This window comes from Affinirhizobium straminoryzae (assembly GCF_007004135.1).
Taxonomy (GTDB): domain Bacteria; phylum Pseudomonadota; class Alphaproteobacteria; order Rhizobiales; family Rhizobiaceae; genus Neorhizobium; species Neorhizobium straminoryzae.
The window spans coordinates 161,465-175,733 of sequence record NZ_VJMG01000008.1; the positions used below are offsets into that span (position 1 = coordinate 161,465).

The 14,269-nt window shown below is 63.2% G+C and carries 15 protein-coding genes; 9 read left to right on the forward strand and 6 right to left on the reverse strand.

Features of this window, described 5'->3' with window-relative positions; genetic code table 11:
* Positions 1-81 precede the first annotated feature (81 nt).
* Both yidD and FNA46_RS03485 read right to left on the reverse strand, forming a co-directional pair.
* Positions 82-456 carry a membrane protein insertion efficiency factor YidD gene (yidD, locus tag FNA46_RS03480; protein ID WP_142880945.1) on the reverse strand — a complete coding sequence of 125 codons (375 nt, stop codon included), beginning with the start codon at positions 454-456 and terminating at the stop codon, positions 82-84.
* 3 nt (positions 457-459) lie between these two features.
* On the reverse strand, positions 460-903 hold the full coding sequence (locus FNA46_RS03485; protein WP_142880946.1) for an iron-sulfur cluster assembly scaffold protein: 444 nt from the start codon (positions 901-903) through the stop codon (positions 460-462).
* Positions 904-1,215: 312 nt separating this feature from the next.
* On the opposite strand from FNA46_RS03485, the gene folE reads away from it, so the two are divergent.
* From folE to FNA46_RS03500, 3 genes are all read left to right on the forward strand, one after another.
* The gene (folE, locus tag FNA46_RS03490) at positions 1,216-1,824 is read left to right on the forward strand and encodes a GTP cyclohydrolase I FolE (RefSeq protein ID WP_142880947.1); all 609 of its coding nucleotides are present in this window, start codon (positions 1,216-1,218) and stop codon (positions 1,822-1,824) included.
* A gap of 33 nt (positions 1,825-1,857) precedes the next feature.
* Positions 1,858-2,316 carry a phosphoribosyl-AMP cyclohydrolase gene (gene hisI / locus FNA46_RS03495; protein ID WP_142880948.1) on the forward strand — a complete coding sequence of 153 codons (459 nt, stop codon included), beginning with the start codon at positions 1,858-1,860 and terminating at the stop codon, positions 2,314-2,316.
* Positions 2,317-2,428: 112 nt separating this feature from the next.
* A complete protein-coding gene (locus FNA46_RS03500; RefSeq protein WP_142880949.1) occupies positions 2,429-3,385 on the forward strand; it encodes a patatin-like phospholipase family protein in 957 nt (318 codons plus the stop codon).
* Between the two features lie 184 nt (positions 3,386-3,569).
* Here FNA46_RS03500 and FNA46_RS03505 read toward each other — a convergent pair whose 3' ends face one another.
* Positions 3,570-4,004 (reverse strand): CBS domain-containing protein, encoded by a 435-nt coding sequence (locus tag FNA46_RS03505; RefSeq protein WP_142880950.1) that lies wholly within the window; start codon positions 4,002-4,004, stop codon positions 3,570-3,572.
* Between the two features lie 132 nt (positions 4,005-4,136).
* The gene (locus FNA46_RS03510) at positions 4,137-4,889 is read right to left on the reverse strand and encodes a rhomboid family intramembrane serine protease (protein WP_425468661.1); all 753 of its coding nucleotides are present in this window, start codon (positions 4,887-4,889) and stop codon (positions 4,137-4,139) included.
* Positions 4,890-5,233: 344 nt separating this feature from the next.
* On the opposite strand from FNA46_RS03510, the gene FNA46_RS03515 reads away from it, so the two are divergent.
* The 5 genes from FNA46_RS03515 to FNA46_RS03535 all read left to right on the forward strand — a co-directional run bounded on the left by FNA46_RS03515 (position 5,234) and on the right by FNA46_RS03535 (position 11,224).
* The gene (locus tag FNA46_RS03515) at positions 5,234-7,159 is read left to right on the forward strand and encodes an acid phosphatase (protein ID WP_142880952.1); all 1,926 of its coding nucleotides are present in this window, start codon (positions 5,234-5,236) and stop codon (positions 7,157-7,159) included.
* A gap of 181 nt (positions 7,160-7,340) precedes the next feature.
* Positions 7,341-7,946 carry a PilZ domain-containing protein gene (locus FNA46_RS03520; protein WP_142880953.1) on the forward strand — a complete coding sequence of 202 codons (606 nt, stop codon included), beginning with the start codon at positions 7,341-7,343 and terminating at the stop codon, positions 7,944-7,946.
* 580 nt (positions 7,947-8,526) lie between these two features.
* Entirely contained in the window at positions 8,527-9,045 is a 519-nt protein-coding gene (locus tag FNA46_RS03525) for a transglutaminase-like cysteine peptidase (protein WP_142880970.1), read from the forward strand.
* A 414-nt stretch (positions 9,046-9,459) separates the two neighbouring features.
* Complete coding sequence (locus tag FNA46_RS03530) at positions 9,460-10,863, forward strand: serine hydrolase (protein WP_142880954.1); 1,404 nt, start codon at positions 9,460-9,462, stop codon at positions 10,861-10,863.
* 91 nt (positions 10,864-10,954) lie between these two features.
* The gene (locus FNA46_RS03535) at positions 10,955-11,224 is read left to right on the forward strand and encodes a hypothetical protein (RefSeq protein WP_142880955.1); all 270 of its coding nucleotides are present in this window, start codon (positions 10,955-10,957) and stop codon (positions 11,222-11,224) included.
* Between the two features lie 139 nt (positions 11,225-11,363).
* Here FNA46_RS03535 and FNA46_RS03540 read toward each other — a convergent pair whose 3' ends face one another.
* Complete coding sequence (locus FNA46_RS03540) at positions 11,364-11,801, reverse strand: DUF1489 family protein (RefSeq protein ID WP_142880956.1); 438 nt, start codon at positions 11,799-11,801, stop codon at positions 11,364-11,366.
* 57 nt (positions 11,802-11,858) lie between these two features.
* Positions 11,859-13,256, reverse strand: a complete 1,398-nt coding sequence (locus FNA46_RS03545; RefSeq protein ID WP_142880957.1) for an L-serine ammonia-lyase — start codon at positions 13,254-13,256, stop codon at positions 11,859-11,861.
* A 510-nt stretch (positions 13,257-13,766) separates the two neighbouring features.
* Between FNA46_RS03545 and FNA46_RS03550 the strand changes: the two genes are divergently transcribed.
* On the forward strand, positions 13,767-14,269 hold a 503-nt coding region (locus FNA46_RS03550), incomplete at its 3' end, for a DUF599 domain-containing protein (protein ID WP_142880958.1).

A 14,269-nucleotide genomic window follows, 5' to 3' on the forward strand; every position in this document is an offset into this window, starting at 1 on the left:
CTCGGTCGAATCGGGCGGCCCGCGGCAGAATCCGCAAACGTCACTAACAGAGCGTTAATCAGATTTTTGGAGCGCCCCGCTTCAGCCTCGGGGAGCGCCAGAACCCGCGCGGTAACGCCAGGGCATAAACCAGCGCTGCAGTGGCGGGCGCTTGTCCGGGACAGGGTCGAGACCGGAGGAGCCGAAGGGCCCGCAGCGCATCACCCGGAAAACGGTCATCCAGCCGCCGAACCACAGTCCATGGCGAGCGACCGCTTCATAACCGAATTCGGAACAGGTCGGGATATGACGGCAGGAATTGCCGACAAAGCCTGACAGCGTCAGCTGGTAGAGACGGATCAGCCCCATGCCGATCAGGCGGTCAGGTGTCTTGCGAAAGGGGCCGGCATAGTTTCGCCCGCGTCTGCGCGGCCGCTCCTCTTCATCGTCCTCCAGCCGCTCGCAATGCTCGCACATGGGTCAGCCCGCCCTTGCCACCTGCCCGGCCTCGATCTGGTCGAGACAGTCGACCACCGCATCGAAGGTCAGCATGGTCGAGGCATGACGCGCCTTGTAGTCCTTGACCGGTTTCAGCACCCGCATCTCCTCGAAGCGACCGTCAGGACCTTCGCCGCCTTCCTTCAGCATGGCCAGCATCGCCTCGCGGGCCGCCCGCACCTCTTCGGCTGTCGCGCCCACCACGTGGCGGGCCATGACCGAAGACGAGGCCTGACCAAGGGCACAGGCGCGGACCTGATGTGAAAACGCGGCGATGGCGCCGTCCTGCATCTTCAGGAACACGCGCACCCTGGAGCCACAGAGCTTGGAATGCTTTTCCGAACTGGCATCGGCCCCATCCATTGGGCCCGTCAGCGGAATGTTTCCGGCGAGTTCCAGGATTCGGCTGTTGTAGATATCGTCCATGCGGGTCTGCCTTCACGGGTCTCTGGCGCCGGGCGTAATGGTTCGCGCGGGGCGCGCAAGGCGAACACTGTGTCAATTGCACCCTGCTGGCGCAAGCTTGAACTCCGCTCTATATGAGGGGCGAACACGCAGGCATCAAGACGCAATGTTTTGCCCCAAAGCCATGCGAAAGCAGGAAAGCCTGTCTTGTCAAAAAAGATCCGGCAGGTCAGATAGCCCGTAACGCTTCATCGGGGTGCCAGACATGCCCATCCGCATGCCAACCCGAAGGCTGGTCAGGTGCGGCCTTGAACCGCATCAGGAGACGATAAAATGGACGCCATCGTGAAGAATTTTCCTGCCGGCCAGAAACAGGCTCGCCCCACCCAGCAGGAAGCGGAAGAGGCCGTGCGGCTGCTTCTGCGCTGGGCCGGTGACGATCCGACCCGTGAAGGCCTTCTCGACACGCCGAAGCGTGTGGCTGCCGCCTATCGGGAGCTGTTCTCCGGCTACGAGCAGACGCCGGAAGAGATTCTGGGCCGCACCTTCGAGGAGGTTGCCGGTTATGACGACATGGTTCTGGTGCGCGACATCCCGTTCTTCTCGCATTGCGAACATCACATGGTGCCGATCATCGGCAAGGCGCATGTCGCCTATCTGCCGAAGGGCCGCGTGCTCGGCCTCTCCAAGATCGCCCGTGTGGTCGATGTCTATGGCCGCCGCCTTCAGACGCAGGAGGCCATGACGGCACAGATCACCCACGCGATCCAGGAGGTGCTGCAGCCGCGCGGCGTCGCCGTGATGATCGATGCGGAGCATATGTGCATGTCGATGCGTGGTATCCAGAAGCAGGGCTCGACCACCCTGACCACCACCTTCACGGGCGAGTTCCAGAACAATGCGGCGGAACAGGCACGCTTCCTCACCATGATCCGGCGGTGATCGCCCGCCTCCTCGACTGACAGGATATCTGGCATGACGATCGAGTTTCTCGCGCCCTCCGCCGACAAGACGGTGCTCGAAGGCGACGGCGCCTTCACCCCGCGCTTCGATGAGGCGGGGCTGGTGACCGCCGTGGTGACCGACGCGCGCGACGGCGCCGTGCTGATGCTGGCGCACATGAACAGCGAGGCGCTGGCGCTGACGCTTCAAACCGGCATTGCCCATTATTACAGCCGCTCCCGTGGCAAGATCTGGAAGAAGGGCGAAACCTCCGGAAACCTGCAGAAGGTCGTCGAGGTCCTGACCGACTGCGACCAGGATGCCGTTCTGCTGAAGGTCTCGGTCGCCGGCCACGATGCCAGCTGCCACACCGGCCGCCGCTCGTGCTTTTATCGCGCCGTCCGCATCGATGACGGAGCCCCCCTCCTTGAAGTCGTCGATGAACAGCGACATTTTGATCCCCATGCCGTCTATGGCGAGGGTGCCCACTGAGCAGGCAAAATGCCTCCTTTCCGGTAACCGTCGAAGCATCAACGGTTTCTAAACCGGAACGGGCGCTGAATGTCTCTCTGGGAGACGTTCAGCCGGAGGAGCGGGGCATCACATGCTGAGCTGGAGTTGGAACAGAACCGAACCGCAACTGGCACAGTCAGAGGCAGGCTCCGCCGTGCCGGCAACACCGGCGCAAGTCGCGACCCCGCCACGCCGTGCCAAGCTCGCCCTGGCACTGGGCGGCGGTGCCGCACGCGGCTGGGCCCATATCGGTGTGTTGCGTGCCCTGGAGGAAGCGGACATCGAGGTCGGCATGATCGCCGGCACCTCGATCGGCGCACTCGTTGGGGGCTGCTACCTGGCCGGGAAGCTGGACCAGCTCGAAGGCTTTGCCCGCTCGCTCACCATGCGGCGTATCGCGGGGCTTCTCGATCTGACGATTGGCGGCGGCGGCCTGTTTGGCGGCATGCGGCTCACCAAGCGCATGCAGGAGGATCTCGAAGACATTGCGATCGAGGATCTCGACCGGCCCTTCGTCGCCGTTTCCACCGAGCTCAATACCGGCCACGAGGTGTGGATCACCAATGGTTCGCTGATCACGGGCATGCGCGCGTCCTACGCGCTGCCCGGCATCTTCGAGCCGGTGAAGTGCAACAACCGCACGCTTGTGGACGGGGCGCTGGTCAATCCCGTTCCAACCTCCGTCTGCCGCGCCTACGAGCAGCCGCTCGTCGTCGCCGTCAACCTCAACTATGACATCTTCGGCCGCTCTGCCGTGGTCAAGCACAGTGCCAGCGTGCAGCCCATCGTGCAGGGGCAGCATACGCGGGTGCGCGAAGCCAATATCGGCATGACGGGAGTGATGGTGCAGGCCTTCAACATCATCCAGGAGCGCATTTCGCGGGCACGCCTCGCCGGCGATCCGCCGGATCTTGCCCTGCATCCGCGGCTCAGCGATATCGGCCTGTCGGAATTTCACCGCGCCGGCGAAATCATCGACCGTGGGTACCAGGAAGCCCGCACCCGGATCACCGAGCTGAAGCGGATGCAGGACGTTTTCGCGACCTAGAACGTTTCCGGCGAAAACGGAATCGCCCGAAACCCTCTATCTTTTTCGCTTTACGCAATTCCTGACGCGAAACCGGTCCCCACTTTCGCTGGAACTGCTCCAGACCGCGTGTCTCATGAACGGCAACCCAAACACCTGTCGGCGCGACGCGTCCGACAGGTGTCTTATGGACGGCAGTGCAGCCTCAGCCGGCGATATAGGCCAGCATCTGCTCGCTCTCGGCCTCCACTTCGCGAATGCGCGCCTTGACGATATCACCGATCGAGATGATGCCGACGAGCTTGCCGGCATCCTCGACCGGGACGTGGCGGAAGCGGCCGCTGCTCATCACTTCCATCAGTTCGTTGAGGGTGGTTTCCTCGCGGCAGCGCGTCACATTGGTGGTCATGACGGACGAGACCGATTTGTCCAGTACGGCAGCGCCACCTTCCGCCACGCCCCGCACCAGATCGCGCTCCGTGAAAATGCCGGCAATGCGCCCTTCGAGACTGGTGACGACCACCGCACCGATACGGTTTTCGTGCAGGATCGCCGCCACTTCGGCGATCGTCTTCTCACGCGAGACGGAAACGACGTTGCGTCCCTTGGCATCCAGCATGTTTTTGACGGAAACAGGCATTCATTCCTCCTATGGCCAGTGTCCTGGAGGCGCCGCCCCTTCAACTCCCACCCAAGGCCGCCCCTCCGTCAGAAGATGGTGCGCGCAGTCGTGCGGCTTTGCAACAGCTGAAAGCCGGGGTTTTCCGGATGTTTAAGCAATTTCTGATTCAGACGGTAACGGATCGAACAGGCCAAACAGCAGATAGCCGAACAGGAAACCGCCGATATGCGCATCCCAGGCGATCGCCCCCATGTCGGATCCGACGAGCGGCAGACCGAACGCAATCAGCACGTTGCCGAAGAACCACAGCAGCGTGAAGACCAGAACGGTACGGTTGCGAAGCGCCCCGACGATGCCCTGACGCGGCAGCACATGGGCCTTCATCCGCCGCATGCCGCCCCCCTCCTTCGGAAAGGCAAAACGGCAGGCCGCTCCCATGAGTGCGGACACCACGCCGGAGGCACCGATCAGCAGCGTCTCCTGCCCCCAGTTGAGCGCTGCATGGAAAAATGCGGCCGCCGCCGCGGATGTCATCCAGAACAGGACGTAGCGAACCGTGCCGATGCGGCGCACCACAGGTGCCCCGAACGCCGTCAGCCAGAGGCTGTTGAACACGATATGCTCGACACCCCCGTGCAACAGGGAATAGGTCACTGGCGTCCACAGCCATTCGAGCCCCTGCTGTCCGAGCGGATAGACATAGCGCAGAGGAGTAAAGGCGAGTTCGAACAGCACAAGGCCGCGCGCGTCCTCGTTGAGCACGTAAGCGTCGACCAAATAGAGCAGAATGAGCAGGGCAAGCGTTACGGTCAGCGCGGTCGGAAGGTTGAAGGCCGGCTGTGGCGGCGGACGCCAGCGCGGTGGCTCGCTTTGTCCGCTGTGGTCGGCACCGGCCTCCGGCAGCGTGTTGCGACGGGGCGGTTCACCGCCGTCCGGCGAGGTGTGACGGGAATCATCCATGAGCCTTCAGCCTTTCCTTCAGTACCCAGACATACATGAGGCCCCCTTCAGCGAAAACCCGGACAGCATCACAAGGCAGTGGGCCTTGCCCAAAGAAATCGGGGAAAACAGCGGGGTTGTCAGAAAACTGTCGCAGCCATCCACTAAGCGCCATGCCGCAGCGCACAAGATTGATGCGGACGCCATCGGCCGTGCGGCCTCCTCCCTCCGGCGCCGCTCGGTTCGACGCTGATGCTCCGCGAGGCTGCCACCTGCCGGCACCCGCAAACCTGAAGGAACAGTTCTTGATGAACCGCTGCGTTCTCTTGTCCCTCACGGCCAGCCTGTTGCTGGCGACAGCCCTGACCCCGGCGTTTGCCGATTCGATCGTGCTGCCGGCCCCGCCGGCAGGTGCCGGCCATGCCGACAGCGCACCGCCGCCGGCCGGTGTTCCGGCCTATGTCGATCTCGGCGCCACCAACCAGCGCGGTGATGCCTGCCACGCCACGCTGGAAACCAATGCCGGCGTACGCCTGCTGTCCGGCTTCCTCGATCTTTGGACGCCGCGCAGCCCCTTCGTTGATGCGGACCAGGACGCACCAGCCAAGGACGGCTGCCCCGCGGTGGCGAAGTCCGACTGGGACGGGCTGCCGCGCAGCGCAACCGACGGCACGATGAAGCATCCGGAAGTGCACGCCGCCAATCTGGATTATGTGATAAAGACCACAACGGCCAACACGCCGGAAGACGATCTGGAAGCCTATCTGGACGATCGCCGCGGCAAAAGCGTCAGCATGACCGATGGTCTTGGCCCTCTGGCGGATGCGTGGCGCAAGGGCGTTCAGCAAACCACGACGATCACCGGGATGCCGGCCGATGCGACGACCGTCAAATATGACGACAAGGGCAACAATCGCGGCGTCGGCAGCGCCAAGGGCAATACCGACATGGGCAAGGCCGTGGATCTTGTGGATGCCGGCAGCGCCGATGGTTCGACCGAACCGGCAAAGCGCTATTTCAAATATGCCCGCCCCTATCGCTGGAGCGACAAGGTGCGCGTCGTACCGCAGCTGGTGCCTGCCAAGAGCGACAAGCCGGCTGGTGACGGGGGCTTCCCGAGCGGTCACACTGCGGAAGCCTGGCGCGATGCTCTTGTGATGGCCTATCTCGTGCCGCAGCGTTATCAGGAAATGATCACCCGCGCCGTTCGCATGGGCGAGAACCGCATCCATGCCGGCATGCACCAGCCTTTTGACGTGATCGGCGGTCGCATGCAGGCCCTTGCCGTCGTCTCCTACAATCTGAACCGCTCGGACTATGCGACACTCAAGCAGGAAGCCTATGCACAGACGCAGAGCTTCCTGCAGAAACAGACCGGATCGACGGGCTTCGCCGACCTCCTGGCACGCGCCCACTCCGCTCCTGCATCGGCTGATCGCTTCGCGGATCGGGAAGAAAACGCCGCCTTCGTCCAGCCCCGATTCACCTATGGCCTGCCGAAAATCGGCGCAAGCGGGGCGCCGGTCGTGGTGCCGAAGGGAGCGGAAGTGCTGCTGGAAACCCGCCTGCCCTATCTCACCGCCGAACAGCGCCGCGTCGTGCTGAAGAGCACCGCTCTGCCTTCCGGATTCCCGATCATGAGCGATGCGGAAGGGTGGGGCCGCCTCAACCTGTTTGCCGCTGCCGACGGCTATGCCAGCTTCGACGGCGATGTAGCGGTGGTCATGGACGCGGCCAAGGGCGGCTTCAACGCCGCCGACAGCTGGAAAAACGACATTTCCGGCGCAGGCAAGCTGACCAAGGATGGCAGCGGCAGCCTGATCCTGTCCGGCAACAACAGCTTTGCCGGCGGCGTGGTCGTCAACGGCGGGCTGCTGGTCGCCGCATCGCCGACGGCCTTCGGCAAGGGTGACCTTTACATCGCCGGCGGCGGCCTCGCTGTGGCGAGCAGGGATCTCTGGCTCGGCGGCAGCCTGACGGTGCGCAAGGCAGGCCGCCTCGAGGTCACCGTTTCCGGCAAGGATGGCGGCATTACAGCCGCCAATGGCGCCGCAATCGAAGGCGGCACCCTCGAACTTGTCCCTGCTGCCGGCTACAAGCCGACCAAGGGCGATGAAATCCCGGTCATCCGCGCCGCCAATTTCGTCGGCACCTTCGACAAGATCACACTCGACGGGCATACGCTGACGCCTGTCTATCGTCCTGATGGGCTGTCGGTGCGCATCGAAGGCTGATCCTGCCGAACGCAGCACGGCATCCTCGCATACGGCCCGCCCGAATGACGCCCGGGCGGGCCGCTTGCTGTCCTTGACCGATCTTGTCGGTTGCATGCGAGCACCTGCCTCGCCCACGGAACCGGATGTTAACGTATCGAGCGCTATCTGTTCGGATCGATGCAACCGACGAAAGTCAGCGATGTTCTCGGCCCAGAACACCCCGGCGACGGCACACACGATGCCGCAGCGACAGTTCCAGCGGGTCTCGGTCAACATGCCGGGCCGCCTGATGCTGGCGAACCATGAGGAATATCCCTGCACGGCGAGCGACATGTCGCCGGGCGATGTGGTGATGTCCTGCGTTGGCACGCCCTCGCCCGCCGAGCGCGTCATCGCTTATCTTGACCATCTTGGCCGCATTGAGGGTCATGTCCTGCAACTGACCCATGATGGCTTCATCATGTCGATCAATGCGACGGACCGGAAGCGCGAGAAGCTTGCCGCACAACTGACCTGGCTTGCCAATCGGCATGAACTTGGCCTGGCCGAGGATCGCCGTCACGATCGCCTGGCGCCCCGCATCACCCGCGCCGAACTGACGCTGCCCGATGGCATGCGCTACCCCTGCCGTCTGGTCGACCTGTCGCTGTCGGGTGCCGCGCTCGACATCGACGTTCGCCCGCCGATCGGCACACCGGTTTCGCTCAATCATCTGCGCGGCCGCGTGGTCAGACATTTCGCGGAAGGCGTGGCCGTGGAATTCGCCAGCGTCCAGACGCGGGAAAGCCTGCGCGGCTTCTTCTGATTTTACGGAGATAACCAGAATGGGCAGCCGGCGGACCTTGTCTGCCGGCTGTTTGCGTTCGCTGACCGTAACATCCGCCAGCCCTCCCCCAAATGATCCCGATCCAGCACATTTTTTTGAAGGCGGAAAAGGCCGGAAAAAGCGGCAGGCATCGCCATCTTGTCGCCTGACATGTCGCCGGCATGGCCTCGGAAGGCTGACCACCACCGCGACGGAAGGCAGAACAGGGCGTCCGGCAACGAGGCCTCGCATGAAAAAAGCGAAAGAGAATCAGGTCCTTCGGCGCAAATCATCGCAAACTGATTCAAACTTGCCGAAATTTCGCTCCGCATTTTAGGCGAATACAGATTGGATTTTCAGCGCAATCGAGGCGAATTTTGCGCTGTTTCGAATGGTATTCGACTAAAACAAGCCATTGTTTTGACTATGGAATTTGGCGGTCAGTCAAACCCCGTATGGCATGGTTTTCCCACCCACGGAGAAACCATGCATGTTGCACATACGACCCATCGGCACTGGCATTGCCGCCCTGTGCCTGACACTTCTGTCCAGCCAGTCGGCCTTTGCCTTTGCCGGCAGCATGCGCATTACCGCCACAGCCAACCCGCCGATCGGCCACTACGAATTCTGTCAGAACTATCCGAGCGAGTGCCGGCGCACCTCGGGCGATGCCGGGCCGCTGGTTCTGACCGAAGAGAAGTGGCGCAAGATTGTCGACGTCAACTACACCGTCAACACCACCATCCAGCCGGCGACCGACCAGGAACTCTACGGGGTGGAGGAGCGCTGGACCTATCCCACAACCGCCGGCGACTGTGAGGACTTCGCCCTTCTCAAGCGCAAGATGCTGATCGAAGAGGGCTTTGACGCCTCGGACCTGCTGATGACCGTGGTTCTGCAGCCGAATGGCGAAGGCCATGCCGTCCTGACTGTCCGCACCGATCGCGGCGATTTCGTGCTCGACAACATGCGCAACCGCGTGATGCTCTGGTCTGAAACGGAATACACCTATCTCAAGCGCCAGTCAGCGGATGATCCCGCACGCTGGGTGCGTCTGCAGGACGGCCGCGCCACGGCAGTCAGCAGCGTGCGCCGCTGACTGATCGCCCAAGTTCATGAACGAGACTGTGAGATGCGGCCACGAGGCCGCATCTGCGTTTGGGGGCGCCTCACCGCGCTCCGCCCGGGAGCGCGTCACCCGGCTCCCGTCCCGAAAATCCCGACCTCACCACATTCACGCCGCCTTCGACACGCAAAAGGCGAGCAAGCCTATCCGGACGCACGCCAACGAGCGGTAAATTGCCGGCGAAAATCGTAACCTGGCGTTCATCATAAACCACTTGGTAACGCTGTCCCCTTAAGGTGCCGCAAACGGATGCTGCCGGGGATGCGCCCGGATAACAATAACATGCAATGAGTGAGTGCCGCTGTGCTGAATAGGGTCAACACAACATCCTGGTCCCGGGATGGTGCCTCGATAATCAAAAATGCCGCTGGTTTGGTCGTAGTCTTGATGGCAATGCTGCTGCTCGGCATAGAGCCTGCGGCTGCCGATCCGAAATATGCCGGCATCGTGGTCGATGCGAAGACCGGCAAGGTCCTCTACAGCGAGGATGCCGATTCGCTTCGCTATCCCGCGTCGCTGACGAAGATGATGACACTCTATCTCACCTTTGAGGCGCTCGAATCCGGTCGACTGAGCCTTGATTCGCCGGTTCCCGTTTCCGCCCATGCCGCGTCCCAGCCGCCGTCTAAGCTCGGTGTTCGTCCGGGCGGGGCCGTCACCGTCGAGCAGGCGATCCTTGCGCTGGTCACCCGCTCCGCCAACGACATGGCAACGGCGCTGGCCGAACGGGTCGGCGGTTCGGAAGATCGCTTTGCCCAGATGATGACCACGAAGGCCCGCGCACTCGGCATGACGCGCACGACCTATCGCAACGCCAACGGCCTGCCAAACACCGCACAGATGACCACGGCGCGCGACCAGGCCCGCCTCGGCATCGCGCTTCGCCAGCACTTCCCGCAGTATTACGGTTACTTCTCGACCCGGGTCTTCAAGTTCGGCAAGCAGACCATCGGCAATCACAACCGCCTTGTCGGAACGGTGCGTGGCGTCGACGGCATCAAGACCGGCTATACCCGCGCCGCCGGCTTCAACCTGGCAACCTCCGCAGAACTCGATGGTCGTTCCATTGTCGGCGTGGTCCTCGGTGGCAGCAGTTCCGCATCGCGTGACGCGCAGATGCGCAAGCTCGTCGCGACCTACCTGCCGAAGGCATCCAAGGGTGCCACCAGCAACCTGATCGCCCAGGCGCGCAGTGTCGCTCCGCCGCCGGCCGCCGCATCGGTCCCCGTTCCTGTCCAGCCGCAACCCGGCATTCGCGCGGCCGTGACCGAAGTGGTTGCCGAAGCCGAGTTGCCGACCAGCGCGCCGGCCCCAAGCGCCCGCATGCCCCAGGAAAAGCTTGCCGGCGCCTCCGCCTATGCCGCAGAGCCGACGTCGCAGGGCGCGGCCGCAGCCGTCGCTGCCGCGATGAGCCGTCCGTCCGTTACCGCCCCGCCCCGTGCGCCGGAGCCAGCCCGGCAGATGGCTTCTCGTGACGAGGAGCCGGTTGTCACCGACAAGCTGACGACGGCCTCGACCCGCGCCTCTGCCAGTCAGAAACTCCCCGAAGGCTGGGTCGTCCAGATCGGCGTATCCGACAGCAAGGACCGCGCGATGGACATGCTGGAAAGCGCGCAGGGCAAGGTTGGCCACGCGCTTCGCTCCGCCAAGCCCTTCGCCGTTGCCGTCAATACCGGCGGCTCGCAGGTCTACCGCGCCCGCTTCGGCGGTTTCGATGACCAGAAGTCCGCCGTCAATGCCTGCAATGCCCTGAAGAAGAAGGGCGTACAGTGCTGGGCTGCCCAGCAGTAACCGGTCACGATGGGCCGGCAGTGCCTGCCCGTCCGGGCGGTGTGAACCGCCCGATCCTGCTCCTCGATTGTTTTTGCGTTACGAGGTCGTCATGGCAATGAATGAAAATAACATCGACTTCCATCTGCCCGAAGGGGCAAAGGGCAAGCTGATGCAGGGTGCACTTCACCCGCTGCACGAGGCCGCGATGCGGCTGGCCGGCATGGGTATTCCCAAGCCGCGCGAGCGCACGCGCGACCTCGTCGGCATGCTTCTCTGCCACGGGGCGCGTGCCTGGCGCCACTCCCAGCCGGAAGCGCAGATTCATCTGCATGTTTCTGCCCGCGCCGGCCGCGCGCCGATCTACATGAAGCTTCGTTGATGCGATCCAAACGGCGCAGCGCTGTACGCGTTCCGCCGGATGCCTGCCGACACAGCGGCGCAGGAACTGTCCTGCGCTCGCAGCCCGGGTCCGACGAGAACCGGGCGACATACAAGAATGCCGCAGGCGTGGAAACCGCTCAGAGCAGGCCGAGATCAGCCAGTTCGCGTCTCAGATGCTCCGGCATCTCCGCAAGATCCTCGCCAACGGCACCCAGATCGCGCGGCACATCCTCCTGCTTGTAGTAACGCCAGCCCTGGAAGGGCCGCTTGGGCTGCGGCGCTGTCTCGATGATCTGCGGCGAGAGCACCAGCACGCAACGGGCAATGCCATCGGCGCCCGTGGTGGTCTGGATGTCGAGGAGCGGTTGGCGCGCAGCCACCTGCCCCTTGATCACCCAGTAAAGCGATCCGCCATCCAGCAGTTCTTCCACCCGCTTCGGCACCATGCGCGTCACATGGGTGGTGTGAGGCTCGAGGCCGGCGGCGATTGCCGTGATAGAGCGCTCGTTCACCCAGTCCCGAAGGTCCTGAAGGGAATCGGCGCCGACGCAGAGCTTGATCAGATGGAGTGCCATGGCCCGCTTGAAGCGGTTTCAGGCCGCAAGGTCAAGATGAAACATCAAGGCCGCGCTTCAACATTCGACCACGTTGACGGCAAGGCCTCCGGTCGATGTTTCCTTGTACTTTTCGCTCATGTCATGGCCGGTCTGGCGCATGGTCTCGATCGCCGCATCAAGCGGTACGAAATGGGTGCCGTCCCCCTTGATGGCGAGCGACGCCGCCGTGACAGCCTTCACGGCGCCCAGTGCATTGCGTTCGATGCACGGGACCTGCACGAGGCCGGCGACGGGATCACAGGTCATGCCGAGATGATGCTCGAGGGCTATTTCGGCCGCATTCTCGATCTGCTCGGGAGAACCGCCCATCACGGCCGCCAGCCCCGCCGCCGCCATGGCCGCCGCCGAACCCACCTCGCCCTGACAGCCGACTTCCGCACCCGAGATCGAGGCATTGTGCTTGATGATGCCGCCGACGGCCGCCGCCGTCAGCAGGAAGGTGCGGATGTCATCCACGGTGGCATCCTCGTGAAAATGCAGGAGGTAGCGGATGGTGGCCGGAATGACGCCAGCCGCCCCGTTGGTGGGCGCGGTGACGACACGCCCGCCGCCGGCGTTTTCCTCGTTGACGGCCATCGCATAGACGCTCAGCCAGTCATTGGCGAGAAGCGGGTTCAGCCGGTTGCTGCGCCATTCGTCCGTCAGCTTGTCATGGATCGCCTTGGCGCGACGCTTGACCTTGAGCCCGCCGGGCATGATGCCTTCAACCTTCAGACCCCGGTCGATGCAGCTGTTCATCGCCGCCCAGATGCGGTCCAGCCCCTCGTCCAGTTCCGCGGCACTCATCTTGGTGAGTTCGTTGGCGCGCTTCATCGCGGCAATGCCAAGCCCGGACCTGCGGGCCATGTCCAGCATCTCGCGGGCCGAGGCAAACGGATAGGGCACCCTGTCGGCGGACTTTGCCTGCTGGCCCCGCATGGCCTCCAGTTCGGTGTCCGTCACCACGAAGCCGCCGCCGATCGAATAATAGATCCGCGACAACAGCAGGCGACCATCCTTGTCATGTGCGGAAAAACGCATGCCATTGGCATGGCCGGAGAGCGGCACCTTCTTGTCGTAGACCAGATCGTCCTTCGGCTGGAAGACGTAAGGCGGATGGCCGGGTGGCGTCACCTGCCCCTGCCGCTCCACGGTCTCCAGGATCTCCTCCATCCGGTCCGGATCAACGCTATCGGGTGCCTCGCCCATCAGGCCGAGGATCACGGCCCTGCCCGTTCCATGCCCGATGCCCGTAAAGGCGAGTGATCCGTGCAGGCTGACCTTCAGATGCCGCACCGCAGCACCTTTCGGCCGGGGCCATTCATCTGACACGATCAGATCCAGAAAGCGGTTGGCCGCCGACATCGGCCCCATGGTGTGGGAGCTGGAGGGGCCAACGCCAATCTTGAAAACATCGAATACGGAGAGAAACATGGCGCGCGATCCTGAATTCTGTTCAAGTCAGATCGCACAAAACCTAGACATGCGAAAGGCACAAGTCCGGCGACGCTCCGACACGCGATGAAGCGGATGCGACAGTCCCGCTGTTTCCGGTCGCAATGGAGCAAAACGCCTGTCAGGAGGCCGATGTCTCAGAAGGTGCCGCAGAGATAGGCGAGTGCAACGATGGCGGCGAAACCTGCGAGCGCCTTGACGGTCACTCCCCAGCAGGACTTCTGAAGGCTGTCTTCCATGGTCTCTCCGATGGCACGCCTGCGCGATCTGCGCGCGAGGCTGTAACCGTATATTAATGACGTTTCATCTTCGCAACCGCAAAACGGCGCTCCGCACCACTTTTTTGCCATAATTCGAACGGGCGAGAGCCGCCCTCGCCGTGCAGATCGCGTCAGCTATCCGTGAACTGCGCCGCCGCTTGTGATCCTGCGGCAATTGACGCATGAAGTGGCCAACGATGCCGGATTCGTCGTGCCACGGAGCCCTGCCATGACCCTGATCGATTATGGTGCCCTCGCCCTGTTTGCGGTCCTCTGGATCGGCTATTCCTGGCTGACCAGCGGGGAGCCGGTCCTGTCACGCCAGAGCCTCAACCAGGCCATGGCCGAACGCCGGCGGCAGTGGATCTACAATTCGCTCTCGCGCGACCTCAAGATGATCGATACCCAGATCATGGCCGGGTTGCAGAACGGCACAGCCTTCTTCGCCTCGACCTCGATCTTCGCCATCGGCGGCTGCTTTGCCCTGCTGGGGCAGACCGACCGCGTCGATGCCGTCTTCCGGGATCTGGCCTTCGTCGAATACAGCGGTCGTGCCGCCTTCGAAATGAAGGTGGTCGGACTGACCGCCCTGTTCGGCTATTCCTTCTTCAAGTTCGGCTGGTCCTACAGGCTGTTCAACTACTGCACCATCCTGTTCGGCGCCCTGCCGATGATGCACGATACCCATGCCGACCGGGCCGCGCGCTCGGCGGCGGCCCGGTCGGCATGGGT